The 24,420-nt window shown below is 61.1% G+C and carries 23 protein-coding genes; 10 read left to right on the plus strand and 13 right to left on the minus strand.

Going from position 1 to position 24,420, the window contains the following annotated elements:
• Positions 1 to 98 precede the first annotated feature (98 nt).
• Complete coding sequence (locus ACYVI2_RS09725) at positions 99 to 839, minus strand: ABC transporter substrate-binding protein (RefSeq protein WP_415820875.1); 741 nt, start codon at positions 837 to 839, stop codon at positions 99 to 101.
• A 15-nt stretch (positions 840 to 854) separates the two neighbouring features.
• The gene (locus tag ACYVI2_RS09730; protein ID WP_415820876.1) at positions 855 to 1,304 is read right to left on the minus strand and encodes a MarR family winged helix-turn-helix transcriptional regulator; all 450 of its coding nucleotides are present in this window, start codon (positions 1,302 to 1,304) and stop codon (positions 855 to 857) included.
• Between the two features lie 223 nt (positions 1,305 to 1,527).
• Here ACYVI2_RS09730 and ACYVI2_RS09735 point away from each other — a divergent pair, with 223 nt between their 5' ends.
• Both ACYVI2_RS09735 and ACYVI2_RS09740 read left to right on the plus strand, forming a co-directional pair.
• Positions 1,528 to 1,992 (plus strand): tripartite tricarboxylate transporter TctB family protein, encoded by a 465-nt coding sequence (locus tag ACYVI2_RS09735; RefSeq protein WP_415820877.1) that lies wholly within the window; start codon positions 1,528 to 1,530, stop codon positions 1,990 to 1,992.
• 21 nt (positions 1,993 to 2,013) lie between these two features.
• Entirely contained in the window at positions 2,014 to 3,519 is a 1,506-nt protein-coding gene (locus ACYVI2_RS09740) for a tripartite tricarboxylate transporter permease (protein ID WP_415820878.1), read from the plus strand.
• A gap of 271 nt (positions 3,520 to 3,790) precedes the next feature.
• On the opposite strand, the gene ACYVI2_RS09745 is transcribed toward ACYVI2_RS09740, so the two are convergent.
• On the minus strand, positions 3,791 to 4,405 hold the full coding sequence (locus ACYVI2_RS09745) for a SecDF P1 head subdomain-containing protein (RefSeq protein WP_415820879.1): 615 nt from the start codon (positions 4,403 to 4,405) through the stop codon (positions 3,791 to 3,793).
• A 354-nt stretch (positions 4,406 to 4,759) separates the two neighbouring features.
• On the opposite strand from ACYVI2_RS09745, the gene thiC reads away from it, so the two are divergent.
• On the plus strand, positions 4,760 to 6,673 hold the full coding sequence (gene thiC, locus ACYVI2_RS09750) for a phosphomethylpyrimidine synthase ThiC (protein ID WP_415820880.1): 1,914 nt from the start codon (positions 4,760 to 4,762) through the stop codon (positions 6,671 to 6,673).
• Positions 6,674 to 7,253: 580 nt separating this feature from the next.
• Here thiC and ACYVI2_RS09755 read toward each other — a convergent pair.
• The 6 genes from ACYVI2_RS09755 to gpmA all read right to left on the minus strand — a co-directional run bounded on the left by ACYVI2_RS09755 (position 7,254) and on the right by gpmA (position 14,255).
• On the minus strand, positions 7,254 to 8,666 hold the full coding sequence (locus tag ACYVI2_RS09755) for an FAD-binding oxidoreductase (RefSeq protein WP_415820881.1): 1,413 nt from the start codon (positions 8,664 to 8,666) through the stop codon (positions 7,254 to 7,256).
• 45 nt (positions 8,667 to 8,711) lie between these two features.
• Positions 8,712 to 9,491, minus strand: a complete 780-nt coding sequence (locus ACYVI2_RS09760) for a FadR/GntR family transcriptional regulator (protein WP_415820882.1) — start codon at positions 9,489 to 9,491, stop codon at positions 8,712 to 8,714.
• 109 nt (positions 9,492 to 9,600) lie between these two features.
• On the minus strand, positions 9,601 to 10,374 hold the full coding sequence (locus ACYVI2_RS09765; protein ID WP_415820883.1) for a HesA/MoeB/ThiF family protein: 774 nt from the start codon (positions 10,372 to 10,374) through the stop codon (positions 9,601 to 9,603).
• Positions 10,371 to 11,816 carry a S41 family peptidase gene (locus ACYVI2_RS09770; RefSeq protein ID WP_415820884.1) on the minus strand — a complete coding sequence of 482 codons (1,446 nt, stop codon included), beginning with the start codon at positions 11,814 to 11,816 and terminating at the stop codon, positions 10,371 to 10,373. The genes ACYVI2_RS09765 and ACYVI2_RS09770 overlap by 4 nt, the downstream gene beginning before the upstream one ends.
• Before the next feature lie 27 nt (positions 11,817 to 11,843).
• Complete coding sequence (locus ACYVI2_RS09775) at positions 11,844 to 13,499, minus strand: murein hydrolase activator EnvC family protein (RefSeq protein ID WP_460490299.1); 1,656 nt, start codon at positions 13,497 to 13,499, stop codon at positions 11,844 to 11,846.
• Between the two features lie 3 nt (positions 13,500 to 13,502).
• The gene (gene gpmA / locus ACYVI2_RS09780; RefSeq protein ID WP_415820943.1) at positions 13,503 to 14,255 is read right to left on the minus strand and encodes a 2,3-diphosphoglycerate-dependent phosphoglycerate mutase; all 753 of its coding nucleotides are present in this window, start codon (positions 14,253 to 14,255) and stop codon (positions 13,503 to 13,505) included.
• Positions 14,256 to 14,482: 227 nt separating this feature from the next.
• Here gpmA and ACYVI2_RS09785 point away from each other — a divergent pair, with 227 nt between their 5' ends.
• The 5 genes from ACYVI2_RS09785 to ACYVI2_RS09805 all read left to right on the plus strand — a co-directional run bounded on the left by ACYVI2_RS09785 (position 14,483) and on the right by ACYVI2_RS09805 (position 18,006).
• Positions 14,483 to 14,905 (plus strand): rhodanese-like domain-containing protein, encoded by a 423-nt coding sequence (locus tag ACYVI2_RS09785; RefSeq protein WP_415820886.1) that lies wholly within the window; start codon positions 14,483 to 14,485, stop codon positions 14,903 to 14,905.
• 13 nt (positions 14,906 to 14,918) lie between these two features.
• A complete protein-coding gene (gene grxC / locus ACYVI2_RS09790; RefSeq protein WP_415820887.1) occupies positions 14,919 to 15,176 on the plus strand; it encodes a glutaredoxin 3 in 258 nt (85 codons plus the stop codon).
• Positions 15,177 to 15,231: 55 nt separating this feature from the next.
• A complete protein-coding gene (gene secB / locus ACYVI2_RS09795; RefSeq protein ID WP_415820888.1) occupies positions 15,232 to 15,759 on the plus strand; it encodes a protein-export chaperone SecB in 528 nt (175 codons plus the stop codon).
• 18 nt (positions 15,760 to 15,777) lie between these two features.
• The gene (locus tag ACYVI2_RS09800; protein WP_415820889.1) at positions 15,778 to 16,818 is read left to right on the plus strand and encodes an NAD(P)H-dependent glycerol-3-phosphate dehydrogenase; all 1,041 of its coding nucleotides are present in this window, start codon (positions 15,778 to 15,780) and stop codon (positions 16,816 to 16,818) included.
• 192 nt (positions 16,819 to 17,010) lie between these two features.
• Positions 17,011 to 18,006 carry a Bug family tripartite tricarboxylate transporter substrate binding protein gene (locus ACYVI2_RS09805; RefSeq protein ID WP_415820890.1) on the plus strand — a complete coding sequence of 332 codons (996 nt, stop codon included), beginning with the start codon at positions 17,011 to 17,013 and terminating at the stop codon, positions 18,004 to 18,006.
• 113 nt (positions 18,007 to 18,119) lie between these two features.
• On the opposite strand, the gene ACYVI2_RS09810 is transcribed toward ACYVI2_RS09805, so the two are convergent.
• Together ACYVI2_RS09810 and ACYVI2_RS09815 are read right to left on the minus strand one after the other, a co-directional pair.
• Positions 18,120 to 18,590, minus strand: coding sequence for a tRNA (cytidine(34)-2'-O)-methyltransferase (locus tag ACYVI2_RS09810; RefSeq protein WP_415820891.1), 471 nt, complete (start codon positions 18,588 to 18,590; stop codon positions 18,120 to 18,122).
• A gap of 104 nt (positions 18,591 to 18,694) precedes the next feature.
• On the minus strand, positions 18,695 to 19,525 hold the full coding sequence (locus tag ACYVI2_RS09815) for a ComF family protein (protein WP_415820892.1): 831 nt from the start codon (positions 19,523 to 19,525) through the stop codon (positions 18,695 to 18,697).
• Positions 19,526 to 19,600: 75 nt separating this feature from the next.
• Here ACYVI2_RS09815 and ACYVI2_RS09820 point away from each other — a divergent pair, with 75 nt between their 5' ends.
• Positions 19,601 to 20,533 (plus strand): methyltransferase domain-containing protein, encoded by a 933-nt coding sequence (locus ACYVI2_RS09820; protein ID WP_415820893.1) that lies wholly within the window; start codon positions 19,601 to 19,603, stop codon positions 20,531 to 20,533.
• Positions 20,534 to 20,647: 114 nt separating this feature from the next.
• On the opposite strand, the gene ACYVI2_RS09825 is transcribed toward ACYVI2_RS09820, so the two are convergent.
• Positions 20,648 to 21,898, minus strand: coding sequence for a YbdK family carboxylate-amine ligase (locus tag ACYVI2_RS09825; RefSeq protein ID WP_415820894.1), 1,251 nt, complete (start codon positions 21,896 to 21,898; stop codon positions 20,648 to 20,650).
• 404 nt (positions 21,899 to 22,302) lie between these two features.
• Positions 22,303 to 23,289: a LysR substrate-binding domain-containing protein gene (locus ACYVI2_RS09830; protein WP_415820895.1), complete on the minus strand. Its 987-nt coding sequence runs from the start codon at positions 23,287 to 23,289 to the stop codon at positions 22,303 to 22,305.
• A 129-nt stretch (positions 23,290 to 23,418) separates the two neighbouring features.
• On the opposite strand from ACYVI2_RS09830, the gene ACYVI2_RS09835 reads away from it, so the two are divergent.
• Positions 23,419 to 24,420, plus strand: a complete 1,002-nt coding sequence (locus ACYVI2_RS09835; protein WP_415820896.1) for a Bug family tripartite tricarboxylate transporter substrate binding protein — start codon at positions 23,419 to 23,421, stop codon at positions 24,418 to 24,420.

The raw sequence follows: 24,420 nt of genomic DNA on the forward strand, positions 1-24,420 counted from the left end.
TAACAGTACCTGACGAATAGCAATTACACAGCCAAATCGTTGTGTGAACACAACGATTTGGGCTGCAGTGATCCTAGGATTTTCCCTAATATGAGAATTTAATCTCGGGGTTCAGTCGGTGCTACCGAGGCGCCTTGAATGCCGTGACGCGTGAGCGCGTCAGCGACAAAACCGCTGGCCTTCATTTCCTCGACAAAGGCGCCGAGCAGCGCTGCCGCTCTGGCATCACGCCCTTTGGGCAACCCCATCGCCTGGCGAATCACCATGAAACGGCCCGGCAACAAACGCAGGCCACTCAAACGCTGCGCATCCGACTCCAACTGCTGGCGTACGCCCGCAGCCACCTCCAGCCCCTGTTCGAGAAAAGTATCGACCACAGCCGGAGAACTCGGGGCTCGGACGATTTCGGCATGCTTGAGCTCACGCGTCAGGTACAAATCGTATGCGCTGCCTTTACCGACCGCGACACGGTGTGAGGCCTGGTCCACCTCGTCGTTGGATTGCAGCGGCGAGCCGTCTTTGACGAGATAGGCGCCCTCGATCAACACATAGGGCGCCGTAAATGCGATACCGGCGCCGCGCACCGGGTCCACCGCAAAAAAGCCGATATCGGCCTGTTCGGCCGTCACGGCATCGACGGATTTACCGGCGGTATCGAACACCACCAATTCGATCTCGACCCCGAGACGACGGGCGAATTCGCGCGCCAGATCGATCGATACGCCCGCAGGCTCGCCGGCGGCATTGCGTCCGGCCAAAATCGGATTGCCCAGGTTGATCGACGCACGCAGGTGCCCGGCAGGGGTGAAAACAGCACGCAATTCAGGGGTAATGTCCATCTGGTGGTCGTTTTTTCAGTGAGTTGAAGAACCGAACTGGTCCAATAATTTAATCAGCAAGGGCCCGATGCGCCGCAGTTGCTCGAGATGCACGGCGGACAGCGCCTGCAATTTGGCTTCGGCCAAGGCGGTCAAAGCGATCCGTACACGCCGCCCATCGTCGGGATCGACCGAGCGCGACACCATATCCATGCGCACTAATCGGCTGATGAGTTCAACGGTGCTGTGATGCTTGATACAGAGCTTGTCTGCAAGCTCGCCAACAGTCAGAGCCTGCGCCCCACTACCCTTGATGGCCAGTAATGCCTGGTGCTGTTGCGGGGATAATCCCTGCTCGTGCGCCTCGGCTTCACTGAAAACCGTGAAGCAGCGCAAGGCATAACGAAACTCGGCCAAGGTTGCAAAATCCGCCGGCTGCAATTCCTGCGTGTCGATCTTTGCCCCCTGAATAGTTAGAGGATTCACCAACAGAATTCTAAACTACATCGTGATACGATCCATTCGACTTGGACTTTGCGTGCTGGCGGTGCGCTTAGTGTCCGGACGCTTGGCAACCCTGATATGGCTCGCGCCGCCGTGCCATATTTTTTTATACGTTTTTTTGTCCAAGCTTCATGCGTCCTTAGACATTACGTCTCCGCCACCCATGCTCGAGCAGTATGGCACGACACAATACGGGAGACCTTTTATGCAGCTAAGGAACAAGCAAGATTTCTGGTCGGGGGTGATGTTTACCCTAATCGGCCTGGGATTTGCGTATGGCGCCACGCAGTACTCGATGGGGACATCCGCCCGGATGGGCCCCGGTTATTTTCCTTTTTGGCTCGGGATATGCCTGGCCATTCTGGGAGCAGTAGTGGCTTTGGGAGCCATCTCTCCAAAAGCCACGGAAACCACCATCGACAAGTTCGATTTCAAGATTCTGTTCATCATCATCGGCTCCGTCGTCTTGTTTGGTGTACTCCTGCGCCCGCTGGGTCTGTACGTTTCGCTGTTCCTGTTGGTCGTAGGCAGCAGTATCGCCAGCCATGAATTCAGTTGGCGCGTCGCATTGCTCAACGCCATTTTCCTTGTTGTGTTCTGCTGGCTGGCGTTCATCAAGGGTCTGGGATTGATTTTCCCGCTATGGCCGTCGTTTCTGGGCATGAACTAAAAACAAGGGGAAGACATAATCATGGAATTGATGGAACACTTGGCGCTCGGGTTCTCCGTAGCGTTCACGCCTGAAAACTTGCTGTACGCCTTGCTGGGCTGCATTCTAGGCACCCTGGTCGGCGTGTTGCCCGGCCTGGGGCCCGTCCCGACGATCGCCATGCTGCTGCCGATCACCTATGTGCTGCCCCCCGTGGCCGGCCTGATCATGTTGGCGGGGATTTACTACGGTACACAGTATGGCGGGTCCACCACCGCTATTCTGGTAAATCTACCAGGTGAAACCTCTGCAGTGGTGACCGTGCTGGATGGCCACCAGATGGCACGCAACGGACGAGCAGGTGCCGCGCTATCGTTGGCAGCCATCGGCTCGTTCTTCGCTGGTTGCGTGGCCACGCTGTTGATCGCGGCTTTCGCTCCCCCTCTGTCGGAAATCGCGTTCAAGTTCGGTCCCGCCGAGTACTTCTCGCTGATGACCCTGGGCCTGATTGGTGCAGTCGTGCTGGCCTCGGGCTCTCTGCCTAAAGCCATCTGCATGATCCTGTTGGGCCTGCTCCTGGGCATGGTGGGTACGGACGTCAACTCGGGGGTGGCCCGCTATGACTTCGGCATCCCCGAGCTGCAAGACGGTATCGACTTTGCCATCGTAGCCATGGGCGTGTTCGGTTTTGCGGAAATTCTGTCCAACCTGGAACAAAAAGAAAACCGCGTCGAACTCCAAGACAAGATCGGTTCGCTGTACCCCAACAAAAAAGAATTCCGCGAAGCAGCGCCTGCCATCATCCGTGGTACGGCGCTGGGTTCGATACTGGGCATTTTGCCCGGCGGCGGTTCCGTGTTGTCGGCATTCGCCTCCTACACCTTGGAGAAAAAAATCTCCAAAGAACCGGAGCGTTTTGGCAAAGGCCACCCGGCGGGTCTCGCTGGCCCCGAGTCGGCCAACAATGCTGGTGCGCAAGCCTCGTTCATCCCGCTGCTGACCTTGGGTATCCCGGGTAACGCCGTGATGGCACTGATGGTTGGTGCAATGACCATCCACAACATTCAACCGGGCCCGCAGGTCATGACCAGCCACCCGGAACTGTTCTGGGGTCTGATCGCCTCGATGTGGATCGGCAACCTGATGCTGGTCGTGCTGAACCTGCCGTTGATCGGCGTCTGGGTCAAACTGCTGAAAGTCCCCTATCGCATTCTGTTCCCGGCGATTCTCGTGTTCTGCACGATCGGGGTGTATTCGTTGAACTACAACACGTTCGACATTTTCACCACGGCCATTTTTGGGGTGATCGGTTATTTCTGGTCGAAACTGAAGTGCGAAGGTGCCCCGCTGCTGCTGGGCCTGGTGCTGGGCCCCATGATGGAAGAAAACTTCCGTCGCGCCCTGCTGCTGTCGCGCGGTGATTTCTTCACCTTTGTCGAACGCCCCTTGTCTGCATCCTTGCTGGCGGCGGCGTTGATTCTGGTCGTGTTGGTGGCACTGCCCTCCATCCGCAAGAAACGTCAGGAAACCTTCGTAGAAGAGGATTGATCCGACGGATCCGTTAAACCGGATCCGTTCCCTACGCGTCACAAAAAGGCCTGGGATGGTGATCATCCCAGGCCTTTTTGTTGCCAGGCCGCCCCAAAACAAAAGCCCCCCCCCTTGGGGGGCAGCAAGCCCGAAGGCGCAGCGTGGGGGCTTTTCTTTACCACCGGGCCGCGCCAAGACAAAAACACCCCCTCTTGGGGGGTGCAAGGCGAAGGCGCAGCGCGGGGGCTTTTTATGGGCGGCTGACACCGCCTCGACGCCTCAAGCGTGTTTATTGCGGCGCGACGGGGGCCGGTGCAGCCGGAGCCGGAGCTGCCGGAGCAGGCGTCCCTGGCGCGGCAGGTGCGGCGCCATTAGCCGGAGCGGCTTGCCCTTGATCGCCACGGATCTTGGCAGCGATATCCGACGCAGCCTGGGCCGACGGTACACCAAAAGCCAGGACGCCACGGTTCAGCGGCTCGGCAATACGCGGAGCGGCAACGAGCTCGCGATCGATGACCAACGCCAGCATGTTGCCGATGTTCTGGCTGCTCACCTCGTTCAATTTACGGGCACCAGCCTCTGTGAAGCGCAGGCCGACGAAGTTCTGTCCTTGACGATCGACCAAGGCGGCGGCTTCGCTCAGGTCCGCACGCGTCAGCACAGGCTGACGCTGGATGAACAATGAACCATCGGGAATCTTGACTTCCGTCAGGCCAGGCGCCGTCGTCGCTTGAGCCACATAGAACTCAACTGCGGAAGCCGTCGCCGGCTGAGCCGGAGTCCCGGGGGTGGCGGTATCGCTTTTAGCACCTTCTGCCCCTTGCTTCGGCGGAGTTTGGCAGCCGGCCAGTGCGAGCGTGAGAACAGCCAGCGCGGGAGCCAGTTTGCGCATAGTGAGTTGCATGATGGTTATTCCTTTTTCAATGACTGAGGGAGCTGCATGCCGGGTCGCTGACCGCCACCCAGCTTACAAAAAGTGTACAGGGCCGTCGCGTGTCCCGATAGCCCCAACCGTATGCAGATGTAAAGCGGCGAAATACGACCATACAACCACGATACCACCTATACTTCGGTTTCACGCAGGGGTACTCGTCGCCTTTTCCAGGCAGACGTGTTGAGAGAGTCCCTTCGTACCAGTACGGATAATGCCGATGCTGGGAGCGTATTCCGCGCCAGGCCTGTCTCCCAGGGCCGGGTTCGTCCTATCTGGCCCGGAATCCATCCCCAATCGGCTCCAACCTCATTATTGGAGCTTTCCATGAATGCCAACCCCAAGTTCCTCGCCGCTACGGCGCAAGTCGATGCTGCGGCCGTCGCACCGCTGCCCAAATCCCGCAAAGTCTACGAAATCGGCTCCAGGCCGGATATCCGTGTGCCTTTTCGGGAAATTTCGCAGGACGCAACGCCCACCATGTTCGGTGGCGAAAGCAATCCACCGCTGACGGTGTACGACACCAGCGGCCCCTACACCGATCCCGATGCTCACATCGACATTCGCCGCGGCCTGCCTGCACTGCGCAAGGCCTGGATCGAAGAACGCAACGACACCGAACTGCTCAGCGGGCCGACCAGCGAATACGGGCAGTCCCGCCTGACCGACCCCAAACTGACGGCGATGCGTTTTGATCTGCAACGCCCACCCCGCCGGGCCAAAACCGGCGCGAACGTCTCGCAAATGCATTACGCACGGCGCGGCATCATCACGCCGGAAATGGAATTCGTCGCCATCCGCGAGAACCTGCGGCGCGAACACTATCTGGAAACGCTGCGCGCCAGCGGCCCCGATGGCGAGAAAATGGCCCGCCGCCTGCTGCGCCAACATCCTGGGCAATCCTTCGGCGCTGCCATCCCCGCGGTCATTACGCCCGAATTTGTACGCGAGGAACTGGCCCGTGGGCGCGCCATCATCCCCGCCAACATCAATCATCCCGAAGTCGAGCCCATGGCCATCGGGCGGAATTTCCTGGTCAAGATCAACGCCAACATTGGCAATTCCGCAGTCAGCTCGGGCATAGGCGAAGAAGTCGAAAAAATGACCTGGTCCATCCGCTGGGGTGGCGATACGGTCATGGACCTCTCTACCGGCAAACACATCCACGAAACCCGCGAATGGATCATCCGGAATTCGCCCGTGCCCATCGGTACCGTGCCGATCTATCAGGCATTGGAAAAGGTCGATGGCAAAGCCGAAGAGCTGACCTGGGAGATTTTCCGCGACACCTTGATCGAGCAAGCCGAACAAGGCGTGGACTATTTCACAATACATGCGGGCGTACGTCTGCCGTTCATTCCCATGACCGCCGATCGCATGACGGGCATCGTTTCACGCGGCGGCTCCATCATGGCAAAGTGGTGTCTCGCGCATCACAAGGAGAGCTTTCTGTACGAGCGCTTCGAGGACATCTGCGAAATCATGAAGGCCTATGACGTCAGCTTTTCGCTGGGCGACGGACTGCGGCCTGGCTCGGGCTACGACGCCAACGACGAGGCCCAATTCGCCGAGCTCAAGACACTGGGTGAGCTGACTCAAGTCGCATGGAAACACGACGTGCAAGTCATGATTGAGGGCCCGGGCCATGTGCCGATGCAGATGATCAAGGAAAACATGGAGTTGCAGCTCGAGCATTGCCACGAGGCGCCGTTCTATACCCTGGGCCCGCTGACCACTGACATCGCCCCTGGCTACGATCACATCACCTCCGGCATCGGCGCTGCGCTGATTGGCTGGTATGGTACGGCCATGCTCTGCTACGTCACGCCCAAAGAACACCTGGGGTTACCCAACAAGAAAGACGTCAAGGACGGCATCATCACCTACAAGATCGCCGCGCATGCAGCGGATCTGGCCAAGGGCCATCCAGGCGCGGCAATTCGCGACAATGCGCTATCGAAGGCGCGGTTCGAGTTCAGGTGGGATGACCAGTTCAACCTGGGTCTGGATCCTGATACGGCCAAGGAATTTCACGACGAGACCTTGCCTAAAGACTCAATGAAAGTCGCGCATTTCTGCTCGATGTGCGGGCCGCATTTCTGCAGCATGAAGATCACGCAGGACGTGCGTGATTACGCGGCATCGCAAGGGGTCAGTGCGAAAGATGCGTTGCAGCAAGGGATGCGGGAGAAGGCGGTAGAGTTTGTACGCAAGGGGGCTGAGATTTATCAGCAGACTTGATCGTTTGATTGCATCGGGCGTCTCTATTTAGACGTCCGTGCCGCGAGCCAGGAGTGTCATGCCGGGCCTATCGCACGGACTCGCCCCACATGAGCAGGGGGCTCGGTCCGCTGCGCGGACTGAATCCGCGCTCTACGGCCCGGCATGACACTCCTGGCTCGCGACACGGACTCACAGTAGAGGCTGGCCGCGGATGCTGGGAATGCGAACGCCAGGGCGTGAAACGATCGATGTCGATGCGGGACGCGGTTAACGTCCACAGTGCTAAAAGCCGCTGACACTGCCGACAAAAAACAGATGACGATGCAGCAGGCTTGAGATGCTGTGAGTCGTGGCGGGGCGGTAAGCGTGTGGGGGCGCCTCGTGGTCGAGCGAGGGAAACCGAAGGAGCGCAGCGACGAGGTTGACGAAGCGGTGTCGGACGCGAAGGCGTCCGACCGACCACGCGAAGCCCCCACACGCTTACCGCCCCGCCACGACGCCGAAAGAACTCCAACCTCTCGACAGCCACATCCAGCGCTCAACAAAGACAACCTACAAAACACCGTCAATTCCGCGTGACCCACAACCAAATTCGGGTCTACAGCAACTTCCCAGGATTCAAAATCCCCGCCGGATCAAAAATCCGCTTGATGTCCCGCATCAATCGCAGTTCCAGCGGATCCTTGCTATGCAGGAAATGATCCCGCTTGAGCTGACCGATACCATGCTCTGCACTGATGCTGCCACCGTAGCGATTCACTTCGTCCAGCACGATATCCGTCACGGCATCACCCTGCTCGGCTGCCCATTCGCGTGGCGCCCCTGCCGGACGCGAGAGGTTGTAGTGCAGATTGCCGTCACCGAAATGCCCGAAGATAAACGGCCGGATATCTGGATAAGCCGCACGGACACGCTGCTCGGCAGATTGCATGAATGCCGGAATCTGTTCGATCGGCAATGAAATGTCGTGCTTGAGATGCGGACCATCAGCACGCTGGGCCTCGGAGATTTCTTCGCGTAATTTCCAGAGCGCTTGCAATTGAGCCAACGACGTCGAGACAGCAGCATCCAGACACAACTCGCGCTCCAACGCGGCGCCCATCACGTTTTCCAACAACGCATTCAGCGCATCCTCATCGGCCGTGTCGGCCAACTCCATCAGCACATAGCCGGGATAACGCTGTGCAAAGGGCTCTTGTACGCCTTGCGCATGCGTCAGCACCAAGTCCACGCAATCACCCGTGAAAAACTCGTAGGCCTGCAGACGCGGACCACATTGCTCGTTGACCAACTCGGCCAATTGCAAGGCCTGCTCAGGGGACTGCACCGCCGCCAGCACCACGGAACGCACACTATTGCGAGGAAACAAGCGTAATGCCACAGCGGTGATCACACCCAGTGTGCCCTCAGCGCCGATCAACAATTGTTTGAGGTCATACCCCGTGTTGTCTTTGCGCAGCGTACGCAGGCCATGAAAAATCTCGCCCGTCGGCAACACCGCTTCGATACCTAGTACCAGCTCGCGCGTCATGCCATAGCGCACGACGTTGACACCACCCGCGTTGGTCGAGACGTTTCCGCCAATCTGGCAAGAATCTTCCGCAGCCAGGCTGAGGGGCAGCAAGCGATTCACATCCTCGGCAGCGCGGCGCAGGTTGCCCAGAATGCATCCAGCCTCGGCCACCATGGTATTGGCGATGGTATCGATGGAACGCACAGCATTCATGCGGTCCAGCGACAGCACCACGTTGGCTGGCGCCTGATCCGGCGTCGCACCGCCACACAGGCCGGTATTGCCACCGCGAGGCACAACAGGTACGCCGGCTTGTTGGCATAACGCGAGACACTGCGCTACCCCTTCAGTGGTACGTGGACGTACGACAGCTTGGGCCTGCCCGTTATACAAACCACGCCAATCTGACAACCACGGAGCGATGTCATCGGCTGCGGTCAATACCGTATCGGGGCCCAGAGCTCGGACCAGGCGCTGCGCAAAATCGGAAGTAGTCATAGTGTTCAGACAGAAGATGCAAAGATCGAGGAATCGGAGAATGGGCTAGGTCGCCCGTGCAGATTTCGTAGTGCGCGCGACCAGATCGGCAGGCGTAGTGGCCATCGGCGCCGACGCGGCATCAATGGTCGAAAAATCCAGCTGCAAACGCGCGGCGGCGCGCTGCAAATGCCGCACGGCAGCCTGTCGGGCAGCGACAGCATCGCGGGCCGTAATAGCCTCGTATACATCGACGTGCTCTTGATGCACATCGACAATGCGCTCGGATTGATGCTGCAGTGTGTTGTCGCGTGCCATGCGTACCGCCTCGCGCACCTGCAGATTCAGATACTGCAGCAGTTGCTGGTAATAGGCGTTATGCGTGGCCACGGCAATCGCCGCGTGAAAAGCGATGTCTTGTTCGACAGCGAGTTCGGGATGATGCAGATGGTTTTGCAGGTGCTCCAGACAGCGTGACATCTCGGCCAGATCGGTGTCCGTGCGCCGCATCGCGGCAAAGGCCGCAGCACCGCCCTCGAGCTCCATACGCAGTTCGTAGACGCTGGCCAATTCGTCGCGGCTGAGCGAGGAATGGCCGGGTACCTGAAACCCCCGGCTGACGGTACGCGATATCACCGTACAGCCCGCACCCTGGCGGCTTTCGACCAGGCCCTGTGCGCGCAGCCGCTCGGTCGCCTCGCGAATCACCGCGGCACTGACGCCGTACAACTGCGCAAGCGCCTTGCCCGTCGGCAATTTGGCGCCCACGGGGTAAACGCCCGCGCCAATGTCGGCCGACAGTTGACTGGCGACCTGCTCGGTGAGGGTGGTGGATTTGGTCAGCATGCGATGATTGTAGATTATTTATCAGGTTATATGAAAACTTTTTAGGCAGCCATACCAGGCGCAAAGGCAGGCTACCAGGCTCCGCCAGGAATCCGTACTGGGTGGTTGCTCAGGCTGCGTGCTGGGCCTGATGCCCGCGGTGCCCGCAGACCGCGCATTCGGGATCGCGGTGCACGTTGACGCTGCGCCATTGCATACTGCGTACGTCCAACCACAGCAATCGGCCCGACAGACTCTCGCCAATGCCAGCCAGGAGCTTCAGGGCCTCGGCCGCCTGCATGGCGCCAATGATGCCCACAAGCGGGGCGAAAACCCCTGTGGTCGCACAGTTCACGGCCTCGACGTCATCGGCCTCGGGAAACAGGCAGTGATAGCAGGGCGCATCGTCGCGACGCAGATCGTACACGCTGACCTGACCGTCGAAACGGATCGCCGCCCCAGAGACCAGCGGTTTGCGATGAAGCACACAGGCGCGATTGATGGCGTGCCGTGTGCTGAAGTTATCGGTGCAGTCCAGCACCAGATCCACAGCCGCGACGGCCTCATCCAGAGCCAGGCCGTCCAGGCGCTCGACACGCGCGGTCACGTGCGTCTCGGGATTGAAGGCCGCCAGCGTATCGCGACCCGATTCGGCTTTGGGTCGGCCGACGCTCGCCTCGCCGTGCAGAATCTGGCGTTGCAGATTGCTCAACTCGACGATATCGTCATCCGCCAGGGTGATATCGCCCACCCCCGCCGTCGTCAAATACAAGGCCGCGGGAGAACCGAGCCCGCCCGCGCCCACTACCAGCACTCGAGCCGCCAGGAATTTTTCCTGGCCCTCGATGCCCAGCTCATCTAGCAAGATATGCCGGGCGTAACGCAATAACTGCTGGTCGTTCATTTGTTCTTGGCGGGTTGCACTCCAGACGGCGTGATCGTCAGGCGCTCTGTGTCGCCATTGACGGCAGGTTTGGCATTGGCCTGTGCCTGCGCGCGGGCAGAGCCCTTTTGTACGGGTTTGCCTGCCAGCACATTTTGCGCCTGCTGCAGTTGGAAGTCGTCTTTGCCGCCGAACTCGAACACCTTGCCCACCGGCGACGATTCGTCCCCGCCAGGCAGCGATTTGACTTCGTCGCTCTGGTTGTTCGACAAATGGCGCTGCAGATCGGCTTCGCGCGGCAGACGGAACAGATCACCGTCGGCCGTATCGGCCACCACATAGTCAGGCTCGATACCGGTTGCCTGGATGGAGCGTCCCTTGGGCGTGAAATAACGCGAGGTCGTGAGCTTGACGCCCGTATCCTGGCTGAGCGGCAGAATGATCTGCACCGAACCCTTGCCAAAGGTACGGTTGCCCAGCACCTTGGCGCGCTTGTAGTCTTGCAGCGCGCCCGCCACGATTTCCGACGCTGAAGCCGAACCGACGTTTACCAGCACGACCATAGGCACGGTCTTGACCCAGCCGGGCAGATCCGACAGATAGTTGCCCTCGCCACGCGCGTATTCCGCGGGCGTCGCCAGGTATTTGTGCTTGGAATCCGGCGTGCGGCCATCCGTGGACACCACGAGCACATCGGGCGGCAGGAACGCGGCCGCTACACCAATCGCGCTGGTCAGCAGCCCGCCCGGATCGTTACGCAGATCCAGCACGAGGCCCTTGGGCGCGCCTTTTGCACCCAGGTCTTTGAGGTGACGCGCGAGATCGGTGCCGGTTTTTTCCTGGAACTGCGCGATGCGGACGTAACCCACGCCGCCGTCGAGCATCTTGCTGCGTACGCTGCGCACCTTGATGATGTCGCGAACAATCTTCACCACAATGGGTTGTGGATTGTCGGCCCGCACCAAAGTCAGCGTGATGGGCGTTTTCGGCGCACCGCGCATGAGCTTGACGGCGTCGTTCAAGGTCATGCCTTTGGTGGGCGTATCGTCGATCTTGATGATCAGGTCGCCAGCCATCACACCGGCCCGCGCGGCGGGAGTGTCTTCGATGGGAGAGATGACTTTGACGAAACCGTCTTCGGCCCCGACCTCGATGCCGAGACCGCCGAACTCGCCCTGTGTGGTGCTCTGCATTTCTTTAAATGCATCCGCATCCAGATAGGCGGAATGGGGGTCCAGATTGGACACCATGCCCGATATGGCGTTATCGATCAGCGTCTTGTCGTCGACCGCCTCGACGTAGTTGTTTTTGATGGCGGCAAACACATTGCTGAGCTGCCGGAGCTCGTCCAGCGGCAGGGGACTGCCTCGCTGCGCCAGTGCTGTCACACCTACGCTGAGCAAAACGCCCGCCACCACACCGGTAGCCATCAAACCTAAACCGCGAAACTTGCGAGTGCCCATGCACACTTCCTGATTTTGAGCCGGAGGTTATAAGGCCAACCACTGGGCCGGGTCCACCGGGGTGCCTCGATATCGAATCTCAAAGTATAGGCCCGATTCCACCTGCCCGCCGGTGGAGCCTACCGTTGCGATGGCCTCGCCAGCGGCTACGGTGTCTCCAACCTGCTTGAGCAGACTCTGGTTGTAGGCATATACCGTCATATATTGCTTGCCATGATCGACAATGATCAAGTTACCGAAACCCCGTAGCCAACTGGCGTAAACCACTGTGCCGGGGGCAACGACCTTGACTGGGGTACCTGCGGCCGTACGCAGCACGATGCCCCGCCAGACGCCACCATCGGGACGATCCACCCCGAAACGACCCTGTACCGTACCACGGACAGGCGCAGTCAATCCGTGGCGCAGGCCATTTCCTGTGCTGGGCGGCGGTGCTGCACGGCGCGCAGTTTGTTGCGTAGACGCCTCATCACTGTCAGCGGCGTCGTCCGCCTGACGACTCGAGGGCGGTGACGCCGGAGCAGCCGCGCGTGCCGGCGGCTCTGCTGGCCGGGCCGGTGGTGGCTGACTCACTCGCACATCGCCCTGGTTTGCCGGGCTCAGCGCATCCCAATCGCCCAATGCCACAGCGCCGCGTTGACGCTCGCTGGCAGCACGCTCGCGTTCGCGAGCGGCCTCGACTTGCTCACGCGCTCGCGCCGCGTCACGCGCGGCTTCATCGCGTTTAGCCTGAGCGGCAGCCCGGGCTTGTTCTGTTTTGGCCGCTTGCTCGGCCTTTGCCGCCTCAGCGGCGCGAGCCATGGCGGCCTGACGTTCGGCCTCGGCCTTGGCGCGGGCGGCTTCGGCCTTGACCCGTGCTTCCTCGGCCAGACGCGCCTCTTGCGCACGGCGGACGGCCTCGGCGCGTTGCCGGGCCTCTTCGGCGCGACGCGCGGCCTCCACCTGCTCGGCGATGGCTTTTTCCAAATCGACGATCAGGGTCGATAGGCGGCTGTCATCACGCCCTAATTTGCGCGCCTCAGCGCGTTGCGCGGCGATCTGCCCTTCCAGTTGGGCCAACAACGTCGCGCGCTCGGACTGCTGTTTGACCAACTCGGCCTTTTGCTCAGTGGTTTCGGCGACCGTGCGCTGGATCTCTGCGCGACGCGCATCCGCTTGCCCCTGCAGTTCGGCCAAACGATCCAGATCACGCCGCAATGCCTGTACCGTTTCGGCTCGGTCGCGCGAGACATAGCCCAAATAACCGAGATTACGGCCCAGTTGCTGGGGGTCATCGCCCGACAGCAACGCGGTCCACGGAGACAGGCCGCTGGTGTACTGGGTGCGCAATTGATCGCCCAGTTCGGTACGCTTGCGCTGCAACGCTTGCTGTTGCGCAACGATCTGCTTTTCCAGACCCGCCAAGTCGGCCTCGGCCCGATCATTGTCGGCAGCCAGATCGCGCAGCCGGCGGTTGATGCGCGAGATCGCCGATTCTGAGGCCTTTAACGCGTCGGCGGCTTCGCTGCGTGCAGCCTCTCGATCCTCGAGCGATTTCTGCAGGGTATCGATGCGCTCACGCAGCTCGGCTTGCTGCCGCTCGGCGTCGGACTGGCGGTCTGCCAGATCCGACGACGCCGCAACGCCGGGCCATGGCGTCACCGCCACAGCCACCGTCAACAGCAAACCTGCCACAAACCGCATGAATCAGTCCTTTTTCGCCTTGCCTTGGGCGGCAACCGCGGCCATTGCGGCCTCGATTTCCGCTGCATCGCCCAGATAATAATGGCGGATCGGGCGCAGGTCTGCATCCAACTCGTAAACGAGGGGCTGACCCGTAGGAATATTCAGGCTCACGATGTCGTCATCAGAAATATTGTCCAAGTGCTTGATCAGAGCACGCAAGCTGTTGCCGTGGGCCGCTACCAGCACCCGGCGGCCGGCGCGGATGGCCGGTGCGATGGAGTCATTCCAGAACGGCAACACGCGGGCGACGGTGTCTTGCAGGCATTCGGTCGCCGGCAATTGATCAGCCGGGATTTTGGCATAACGATCGTCAAAACGAGGATGACGCTTGTCATCCAGCGCCAGGGGTTCAGGGGCGATCGCGTAGGCACGGCGCCAGATCAGCACCTGCTCATCGCCGTATTTTGCGGCGGTTTCGGCCTTGTTCAAGCCTTGCAGGTTGCCGTAGTGGCGTTCGTTCAGGCGCCAGTTGATTCCCACCGGGGTGTACATCGCGTCCATGGCGTCCAGCGCGATCCAGAGCGTGCGGATAGCGCGCTTGAGCACCGAGGTGTACGCCAGGTCAAATTCGTAGCCCTCTTTTTTAAGCAGCTCACCTGCCTTGCGGGCCTGTTCGCGGCCGGTGTCGGTCAGGTCGACATCGGTCCATCCGGTGAAGCGGTTTTCCAGATTCCATTGGCTTTCGCCGTGACGCATCAGAACGAGTTTGTACATGGTTTTGGGCCGCCCGAGGGCTGGCTTGAAGTTGACGAATGCGCTCATTTTATAATTGAGCGATTTTGCTCCTGGTTTTTCCCGGCAACTCTGGGTTTCTTACCGTAAGCGGCAGGCATTTCGACCTGACCGCACGCTAACCCAGTATGATGCGGGTCCGAATCAGGCCGCCGTGTCCAGACGAGCGATGCGTATTGTGCAAGCTTGTCCCCCTTTCAGGAACCTCTGTGGATCTTCTGCAATTCTTGGTAGCTAAAGAAAACATCTTCATCGTCGCCGTGGTGCTGGTGTCGGGCATCATGCTCGCCGTCCCGGCGCTGCGCAAGGGTCGAGGCGGCAAAGGCCTCAGCACTGCCGAAGCCATTCAATTGATCAACCAGCGCCAAGGCGTCTGGGTGGACGTTCGGCCGACCGAGCAATTCCGGGCGGGCCACATCGCCCAGGCACGCAGCTTGCCGGCTGCCGAGGTCGAGCAAAAAGCCAGCTCGCTGCCCAAAAACAAGCCGCTGTTGCTGGTTTGCGAGACCGGCCGCGACTCCAATCGCATCGCCGCCCGCCTGCGCACGCAGGGCTTTGCCGAAGTTTCCGTGCTCGAAGGCGGCATGCGCGCCTGGTCCTCGGCTGGCCTGCCCGTCACTCAGAAACCCTGACCTGGAGCCCGGCATGAATAAAGTTGTCATGTATTCAAAGGATTATTGTCCTTATTGCGCGCGCGCCAAGGCGCTCTTGACCGAGCGTGGCGTCACCGACCTGGAAATCATCCGCATCGATCAAGATCCAGCCCAGCGCGACGTCATGATTGAACGCACCGGCCGCCGTACCGTGCCGCAGATCTTTGTCGGCGACAAACACGTTGGCGGCTGCGACGACCTGATCGCGCTGGATCGCTCAGGCGGCTTGTTGCCGCTGCTCAACGGCTGACGGTCCGCGCGCCGCCCGCCTTTATTTTTTGTCCACCTACAACCCGGAAATTCTCATGGCTGAACAGGATCAAAACAACCAGCAGGCAGGCGGCGAATCGCCTGCGTTCAATCTGCAACGCGTCTACCTGAAAGACCTGTCGCTGGAAATGCCCAATGCGCCTCACGTGTTCCTGGAACAAGAGCAGCCGCAAGTCGAAGTCAGCATCAACGTCGGCGGCCAGCGCCTGGCCGAATCGATTTTCGAATCCACCGTGACGGCTACTGTGACGACCCGCGTCAACGACAAGGTCCTGTATCTGGTCGAAGGCACGCAAGCCGGCATTTTCGAGTTGGCCAATATTCCCGCCGAACAAATGGACCCGCTGTTGGGCATCGTCTGCCCCACCATGCTGTATCCGTACCTGCGCGCCAACATCGCCGATGCCATCACCCGCACTTCGCTGCCGGCACTGCATTTGGCCGAGGTCAATTTCCAGGCGCTGTACGAGCAACGCCTGGCCGAGTTGGCCCAACAGCAAGAAGGCAGCACCAACGGCGCAGACTCGGGCATCATCCTGCCGCCCGGCGCGACTCGCCAGTAATCGACTGCGTTCGCACGTATGACCCAAGCACCCGCTCCTTTGAACATTGCCGTTCTCGGCGCGGGTAGCTGGGGCACGGCGCTGGCCGCCGCTGCCAGCCGCCGCCATCGCACGACGCTGTGGGCACGCGATGCCGCGCAGGCCGAGGCGATGGCAAAATCCCACGAGAACACACGCTATCTGCCAGATGTTGCGCTGCCCGATACCCTGGGCATCACCAGTGATCTGGCAGAGGCTCTGGCGCCTTTGGCCGCTGCGCCGTCGCAGACCTTGATCATCCTGGGCGTGCCTGTCGCGGGCCTGGATGCGATTTGCCGCGAATTGGCCGCCCGCCTGCCCGCATTGGGCTTGGCACACACCCCCGTGGTGTGGACTTGTAAAGGCTTCGAGGCCGACACAGCCCGCTTGCCGCATGAGATCGTGGCCGAAGCCTTGAGCGGTACGAATATCCCCGGCGGCGTCCTGTCCGGGCCGTCTTTCGCCCGCGAAGTCGCGCAGGGCTTGCCTGTCGCCCTCACCATCGCCAGCGAACACGAGACCGTGCGCAGCGCCACGACCACCGCCCTGCATGGCGGCGCAGTACGCGTCTACGCCAGCACCGACGTTGCAGGCGTGGAAGTCGGCGGCGCCTTGAAAAATGTGATCGCGGTCGCCTGCGGTATTTCCGATGGCCTGGCCCTGGGCACCAACGCCCGCGCGGCGCTTATCACGCGCGGCCTGGCGGAAATGAGCCGTTTTGGTGTCGCATTGGGAGCCCAGGGCGAAACCTTTGCTGGCCTGACCGGCTTGGGAGACCTGGTCCTGACCGCTACCGGCGAACTATCGCGCAACCGCCGTGTCGGCCTGGAAATCGGCGCGGGGCGTAAATTGGCCGATATTCTGGCCAGCGGCATCACCGCAGAGGGCGTGCGCTGCGCGCGTGCAGCGCTGCAGCGCGCTCGCACACTGGGTGTGGAATTGCCCATTACCGAGGCGGTATGCGCCGTGCTGTTCGAGGGCGTCGCCCCGGTGACCGCGGTATCTGCACTCCTGGCACGCGAGGCGCGACTGGAAATTTAGCTCACGCATGATTCGATGCACGGCAGCACCGCGCCAACACGCATCGACCGTCCGACACGAGCAGAAATTTTGACGTCAGCGCCGATCCTCGCGCACGCCAAGCACCGAGATCCCCTACCGCCGCACCAACATATCCCTCACAATACGCTCCACAAAACCATATCAACATCGAGACAAATCAACGAGCTCACCATGCCCCTTGCCCGCCCATTTCGCGCTGGCGCTCTGCTGCGCTGCCTGCCCCTGCTATTGATTGCCGCCGTACTGCCGACCAGTGCCATGGCCGCGTGGCCCGAACGCCCCATCCATATGGTGGTGCCCTTTCCGCCGGGCTCATCGCCGGACTTGCTGGCGCGGACCATTTCCGAGCCGCTGTCACAAGCACTGGGCCAGCCCATCGTCATCGATAACAAACCCGGCGCAGGCGGCAACATCGGTACCCGCATGGTCGCCAAGGCCGCGCCCGATGGCTACACCTTGGTCTACACCATCAACGGCCCGATGGTCACCGCCCCCGAGCTGTACAAGAAAACCCTGGGCTACGACCCGCTCAAAGACCTGCAGCCCATCACACTGGTCGCCACGAGCCCCAATGTGCTGACGGTCCCGGGGACATTACCCGTCGAAAACGTCGCGGATTTCGTCAAACTGGCGCGCGAGCGCAAGGGCGCCCTGAACTACGGTTCCGTCGGCCCCGGCAGCTCGGCGCATCTGGCCATGGAAATGTTCAAAAGCGAGGCAGACATCGACCTCGTGCAAATTCCGTATTCGGGCTTTCCGCAGGTCATCAGCGCCATCATCGCCGGTGATGTACAGGCTGGATTCATGGTGCCTGCCATCGCGATGCCGCAAGTCCAAAGCGGCAAAGTCAAAGCCCTGGCCATCACCAGCCTGCAGCCCAGCGAGTCCCTGGCGGGTATTCCCACCATGGACAAACAAGGCTATCCGGGCTTTGAAGCCATCTCCTGGAACGCCATCTTCGCCCCCGCGGGCACGCCGGCTCCGATTGTGGAGCGCCTGAACAAGGAGTTGGCACAGATCATCAACAGCGACGCTGTGCGTAAACAACTGGCGCAGCAGTACTTCACGCCTGCCCCATCCAGTCCGGCCGAATTGACCGATCGCATCCAGAAAGATCAGGCGCGCTGGAATGCAGTGATCAAGCGGTTGGGATTATCGCTGGATTGAGCGATACGCCGCGAAGGCGAACACGACAGCGACGGCACATGGCGGCACCCGCCATGCCGCCATCCCTGCAAGTATCGCTCGATGCCGGAACACCATACGGCATCGCGCGGACACTATGATCCGCCGGCGTAGCCGTTCTGCCGCCATGCTTCGAACACCGTAATCGCCACCGCATTGGACAGATTCAAGCTGCGCTGCCCCTCGCACATGGGTAAACGGATCTGCTGCGATGAAGCAAACATGGCCATGTGTTCGGCAGACAGCCCAGCCGTCTCACGGCCAAACACAAACACATCGCCCGGCACGAATGCCACCTCTGACACGTTATGCGTTGCACGCGTGGTCATGGCATAGCAATGATCGGGCTGCGCGCCGGTGGCGGCCAGCGCCTGTGCCAACGTGTCATGGACCTGCACAGGCTGCCACTCGTGATAATCCAGCCCCGCGCGCCGCAGGCGCGTATCGTCCAGATCAAATCCCAGCGGCCGCACCAGGTGCAGTTGCGCTCCGGTATTGGCGCACAACCGAATGACGTTACCGGTATTGGGAGGAATCTCAGGGCAAACGAGTACGACGTGAAACATGAATATCATCCTGGCGCACCAGCACACGCGGCACGCGAAGACGCTATTTTGCCAGGGAGCTCGTCTACGCTGCGAAAAATGCGGGACCCAGCCGGCCGAAAGCGCTAGGCATGGCGGTCCCGTACCGGCGTACGCGCCGCCACCAGCACCGTGACGTCCGCAGCCCCTGCGCGGAGCAACGCATGTGCCGCCGCATTGACCGTGCTGCCCGTCGTCATCACGTCATCGACCAGACCTATAGACAGGCCCTGAACAGGCGCGACGCAGGCGAACAGCCCCTGAGCCCCTCGCTGACGCGCCTGACGGCCGCTGTATGCCTGACGCGGGCCCTCGCGCAGGCGGCGCAAGGCCCCCCGCCGCACGGGTAACTGCAGACAAGCCCCCAAGCTGGCGGCCAACTCAGCGGCGGGATTGAAGCCTCGCCGACGCAAGGAGGCGCTGCTGGAGGGGATCGGGATCAGGACCGTACTCGCCTTTAATGCGTACGTCCCACGTCCCTCAACCTGCTCTGGCTGGCAAGGCGCCGATCTCGACCCGGTTCGCGCTATGCCGCCTGCGCGTGCGATAGCGCCGGCCAGCAGTTGCGCCAGGGTCGTACTCAGCCCAAAACGATGCTCCGCCTTGTAACGGCCGATCAAGCTGTCGAACGGCGGCTCATAGTCGAACGCCGCGATGGCCTGCGTAAAAACCGGGCACATATCGGCGCAGCCCTGGCATGCCTGCCCGCCGAACAGCATGCGCTGCGCACAGCGCGTGCAGCGGTATCCTGCGTTTTGCATCGTTTGCGTAATGTCATCGCGGCAGCCGGCGCATAGCCCGCCCCCGGCCGCCCGCCCCTCGCATAGAGGACAATCCGTCGCCACCAGCGAGAACATTCGCCGGGTAACACCCCCCAGGCGGTAGAGAAAACGCGAATCGGCCATAATGGATAGCATTCGGGCTCGTGCAAGTCGCAAGGGCCGCTATCACACCATGCTTTTCCTGCGCTGCCACGCAGCAGCGCGACATTCATGTCACACCCCACACCCGTCACGCCTCCGACCTTGCCGCTGGACCCCGCGCACGTCGTACGGCAGTTTTCGCGCCGCGGCGACCTGGCCGACGCACAATTCCTCTATGGCGAAGTCGCCCGCCGCATGCTGGGCCGCCTGCAATACATCCGCCTGCAACCCGAGGCCCTGCTCGATGCCGGCTGTGGTGCCGGGGACAATTTGCCTCTGCTGCGGGAACGTTATCCCGATGCCACCTACCAGGGCCTGGACATCAGCGAAACACTGCTCACCCATGCACGTGAGCGCTATGCCGCGGCAGGCGTGGGCCATTGGCTCGGGAAACTGATCGGCCGTGGTCAGAACGGCCCGCGTTTCCTGCGCGCCGATCTCGCCGACACGGGCCTGCCCCCGGAGTCTCTGGATTTAGTCTGGTCCAATCTGGCCATGCACTGGCACCCGGCGCCGCACGCGGTACTCGCCGAATGGCGCCGCATACTCAAGGTCGGCGGACTGGCCATGTTTTCCTGTCTGGGGCCTGCGACCCTGCGCGAACTGCGCCAGGCGCTGGACGATGCCGGCCTGCACACCGCAACGCCGTCATTTGTGGACATGCATGATTTCGGGGACCTATTGGTGGAAAACGGCTTTTCCGATCCCGTGATGGATCAGGAAACCCTGACGCTGACCTATCGCACCCCCGCGAGCCTGCTGCAAGACGTGCGAGCACTGGGAGGCAACCCTGCGAACGGCCGCCGCAGGGGACTGGTAGGACGCGATTGGCTGGCTCGCTTGCACGCGGCGCTGGAAGCCCAACGCAACGCAGAAGGCGTCATTCCGTTGACCATTGAAGTGTCCTATGGCCACGCCTGGCGCGCGGCCGCACGCCGCAGCGCGCCGGGCGAAACCCACCTGTCGATCAGCGCCATCGGCGGTCGCCGCGCGGGCAGCTGACGCGCCACGACGAATGCCGGATCACCGCTGCATAGTCAGATTTTCGCAGCAGCAGGGCTCGTACCGCCCTGCTCCAGAATGGTTCAGTGCCGCAATGGCCCTGCTACGCACCACTCAGTGCAGGCGATCCGAACCCCAGCCGGAAGTCCGCCCGGCCTCAGGAGTCGCCAGCGCCTGAACGCCGCCGTGCATAGGCTCAGACGTGGCACGGATGCGGCGTCGAGGGGTAGCCTCGGCGACCACGGCCGCATCACGCTCGCCGCGCCACACCCGAGTCATCGACTCGACCACGGCCGGCAAATCGCGCACGCGGTGGAATTGCCCGCGCAGCCAGCGTGCGTCATTGCCGTTGCGGACAGCTTCCTCTTGCAACATGGCCAGCATGTCGCGCGTCCCCAGCTCGTCTGCAATAGGCATCAGACGCTGGAACAACGCCCGCAAGTGGTCAATCAAACGCAGCCGCTGCCCGTCCGGCGTCACATAACTGCCCTGCAGGCCAAAGCGGCAGGCTTGGAAATGATTACTGCGGTAGGCCAGCCAGGCCTTGGAGGCCGGCTGCGGTTCGCGCGAGACCAATACCGCCAGCGCTTGGGCAAAAGCCGCCAACTGGCATGCTCGCTCGACCGTCAGCGGGGTATCGCACACGCGGATTTCGACCGTACCGAACTCCGGCTTGGGCCGGATATCCCAGTACAGGTCCTTGATGCTCTCGGCCAGGCCACTCTGGCGCAGTTGCGCCATATGCGCCTCGAATTGATACCAGTCCATGACTTCCGCCGGTAAATGACCGGCCAGTGGGAAGCTATTCACCGCATTGAGGCGGCAGCACGAAAACAGCGTGTCCACCCCTTCGTAATAGGGCGAGGAGGCCGACAGCGCAATAAAATGCGGAATATAGGGCGACAGACTGTGCACCATCCGCACCGCCGCATCGCCCGAAGGCACGCCCAGGTGAATATGCTGGCCAAAGACCGTAAATTGGCGAGCCAGATACCCATACATTTCCGCCAGATACTGAAAACGGGGGGAATCGGAAATAGCGCGCTCTTGCCAGCGCATGAAGGGATGGGCACCCCCGCCTGCCACGGAAACACCCACGGCATCAGCTGCCTCGCAGAGGGCGTCGCGCATTTCGCGCATCTCGGCCAACAGGCCCATGGGGTGTTCATGTACCGAAGAATTCAGCTCAATCATCGAGCGCGTAATTTCGGGTTTGACCCGGTCCGCGATAGGATGATTGGCCATCTGAACCAACAACTCGTCAGCTGCTGCAGCCAAATCAAAACTGCGTGGATTGATCAGTTGCAACTCCAACTCAATGCCGAGCGTGTTTGGGGCGGACGAGACGAACGGGATCTGTTCCATCTCCGACTCCTTTATGTACGTTGGTAGGGACGCACCATTCGGCCTTGAAGCCCGGCGACCTCCCGGGGGGCACTAGACGGTGTCTTATGCCTTCATGATAGCCGCAACTTTGTGCCAAGAAGAATCAAAATCGTGACATTTACGCGCAACTTCAAGAATCAATGCGTTTTTGTCTGTGACAGAAAAGTGAGTAAACGCTCACAGACTAGGAATGGCGCGGCTGTCAGCGCGGTTCAGCCTGTAAGGTCGCGAAAAATGGGGCTGCCGAACAGGCGCGGGATAACCCTAATTCGGGTTTGTCCTAGTATTTTGACGTCGATACCTGACCAGATTGTGACAGAAGCTCGCACGCTCAACACCGCTTGAACACGAATGCGGCGCACGCCGGCGCTCTCCCCATGGCGTCAACTGAGGTCAGTGAACTGGGTGGCCAGTAAGGCATCCCTGAGCTGCTGCGTCGGCTCGAAATCGGCCGCTTCTTTCAGGGTGAAAAACGACAAGTAGGTGGGCCCGGTATCTAGCTCACGGCCCCGTAGCGGCTGGATACCCAGGCTGTCGCGGTACTGGGCGATGAGGCGATCCGGGCCGACACTGACGAATTGCCCTCCTGCCACCATATGTATGCCGGAATGGATGGACGTGCACACGATTCGCGGCCGTGGTGCGGCCAGGCCATTGTTCAGGAACAGACGTTGGAACGCCGCGTAAGTGCGCGATCCCCTGTGTGGCACTACCCAGGAACATTCGGCTAATTCAGCCACGCGCACCTGCTTGTGCCGAGCCAGAGGATGCCCGCTCGCGGCAAACACCTGCATGCGGCCCGACCATAGCGGTTCGACATGAAGCAGATCCAGGTTTACGGACGAGGCGATCGTCTCGTCCAGCCAGCCGATGACGCAGTCGAGCTCACCGGCGGCCAACGCGGCGAGCAGCGTCACGGCCTCGGCCTCCTCGATATGCATATATGGCAACGGGCCTTGTACTGACAGACGCTCCAAGGCCTCAGGCAAGGCGCTGAAACCGATCAGTTGCACGCACCCTACCCTGAGCGTGGGATCGCGCCCGCTTTGCCGCGCCGCGCCGATGGCGAAATTCACCGACGCCATCGCGATAACCAGCCGGTCGCGCGCGTGACGGCCTGCGACCGTCAATCGGCCCCCACGCGCATCGCGCTCGACCAGCCGCATGCCAAAGACGTCTTCGACCTCGCGCAGCAACAGCGTGACCGCTGGCTGACTGATGCCCAGTTCACGCGCGGCTGCGCCCAGCGAGCCTTCACGGCCGATGACTTCCAGCAGTCGCAGGTGACGCAGCCGCAGTCGGTCCAGCCGATACGCGGCAGCAGGCGACAGCGGCTGCCCATCAGGCTGAAATGGATGCAATTTACTCATATGAAAATTATATGGGTTAATGAAATATTAATAATTGATGCTTAACACCACACTGTCGATAATCCCTGCAAGAGCCGCCACCCCGATTACACGATCCCACACAGGCGGCGCACATCACAAGGAGACGAGATGCGCCCCCTTTTCCATTACACACGGCGGCAGTTCCTGTGTGGTGCCATGCTGGCCGCCGTGGCTTATTCAACCAGCAACCACGCCTTCGCTCAGTCCACCTCCCCCACCCAGCCCATCAGATTGATCGTGCCTTTCTCACCTGGCGGCGCGGTAGATATCTATTCGCGTATCGTCTCGCCTGAGCTATCCCGCATCCTGGGTCAGACCGTGATTGTGGAAAATCGCCCCGGCGCCAGCGGCAACATCGGCGCCGAACTAGTCAAACGTGCACCGGCCGACGGCCACACGTTGTTGGTGGGTAACATTGCTATCCTGGGCATCAATCCGGTCGTGTACAAGAACACCCCCATTGACCCGCTGGCCGATCTGACGCCCATCACCAAGACGGTGAATGTCAACTACGTGTTGGTGCTCAATCCCCAGGTACCGGCTCGCACTGCGGCTGAGCTGATTGCCTATGCCAAGGCGAATCCAGGCAAACTTACCTATGGATCGTCCGGCACCGGCAGCATGCAGCAAATGGCCGCCGAGCTGTTCCAGTCGCGCACCGGCACCAAGCTGCTGCACGTGCCGTACAAGGGTACCGGCGCATTGGTGGGCGATCTGGTCGCAGGGCACGTGGACATGATCTTCGCCGACGAGGGTTCGATGATGCAGCAAGTCAACGCTGGCAAACTGATCGTGCTGGGTGTTTGCGGCCCAACGCGGCGGCCCGAGTACCCAGACATCCCGACAATCGCCGAGGCCGCCGGTCTGCCCGGTTTCGAGGCTGTGGCGTGGCAGGGGCTGGCTGGCCCCGCGGGTCTGCCGGCCCCCATCGTCGACAAGCTGAACCAGGCCATTAACCAGATCCAGGCCGACCCCGCCATCAAAGCGCGACTGGCCGAAGCGGGACTGAGCACCGATGCGGGCACGCCTCAGGCGTTTCGCCAATACATCGGCGACGAACTGACTAAGTGGCGCAAAGTCGCCACCGACATCGGTATCTCAGTGGAATAA

This window comes from Bordetella tumbae (assembly GCF_054780995.1).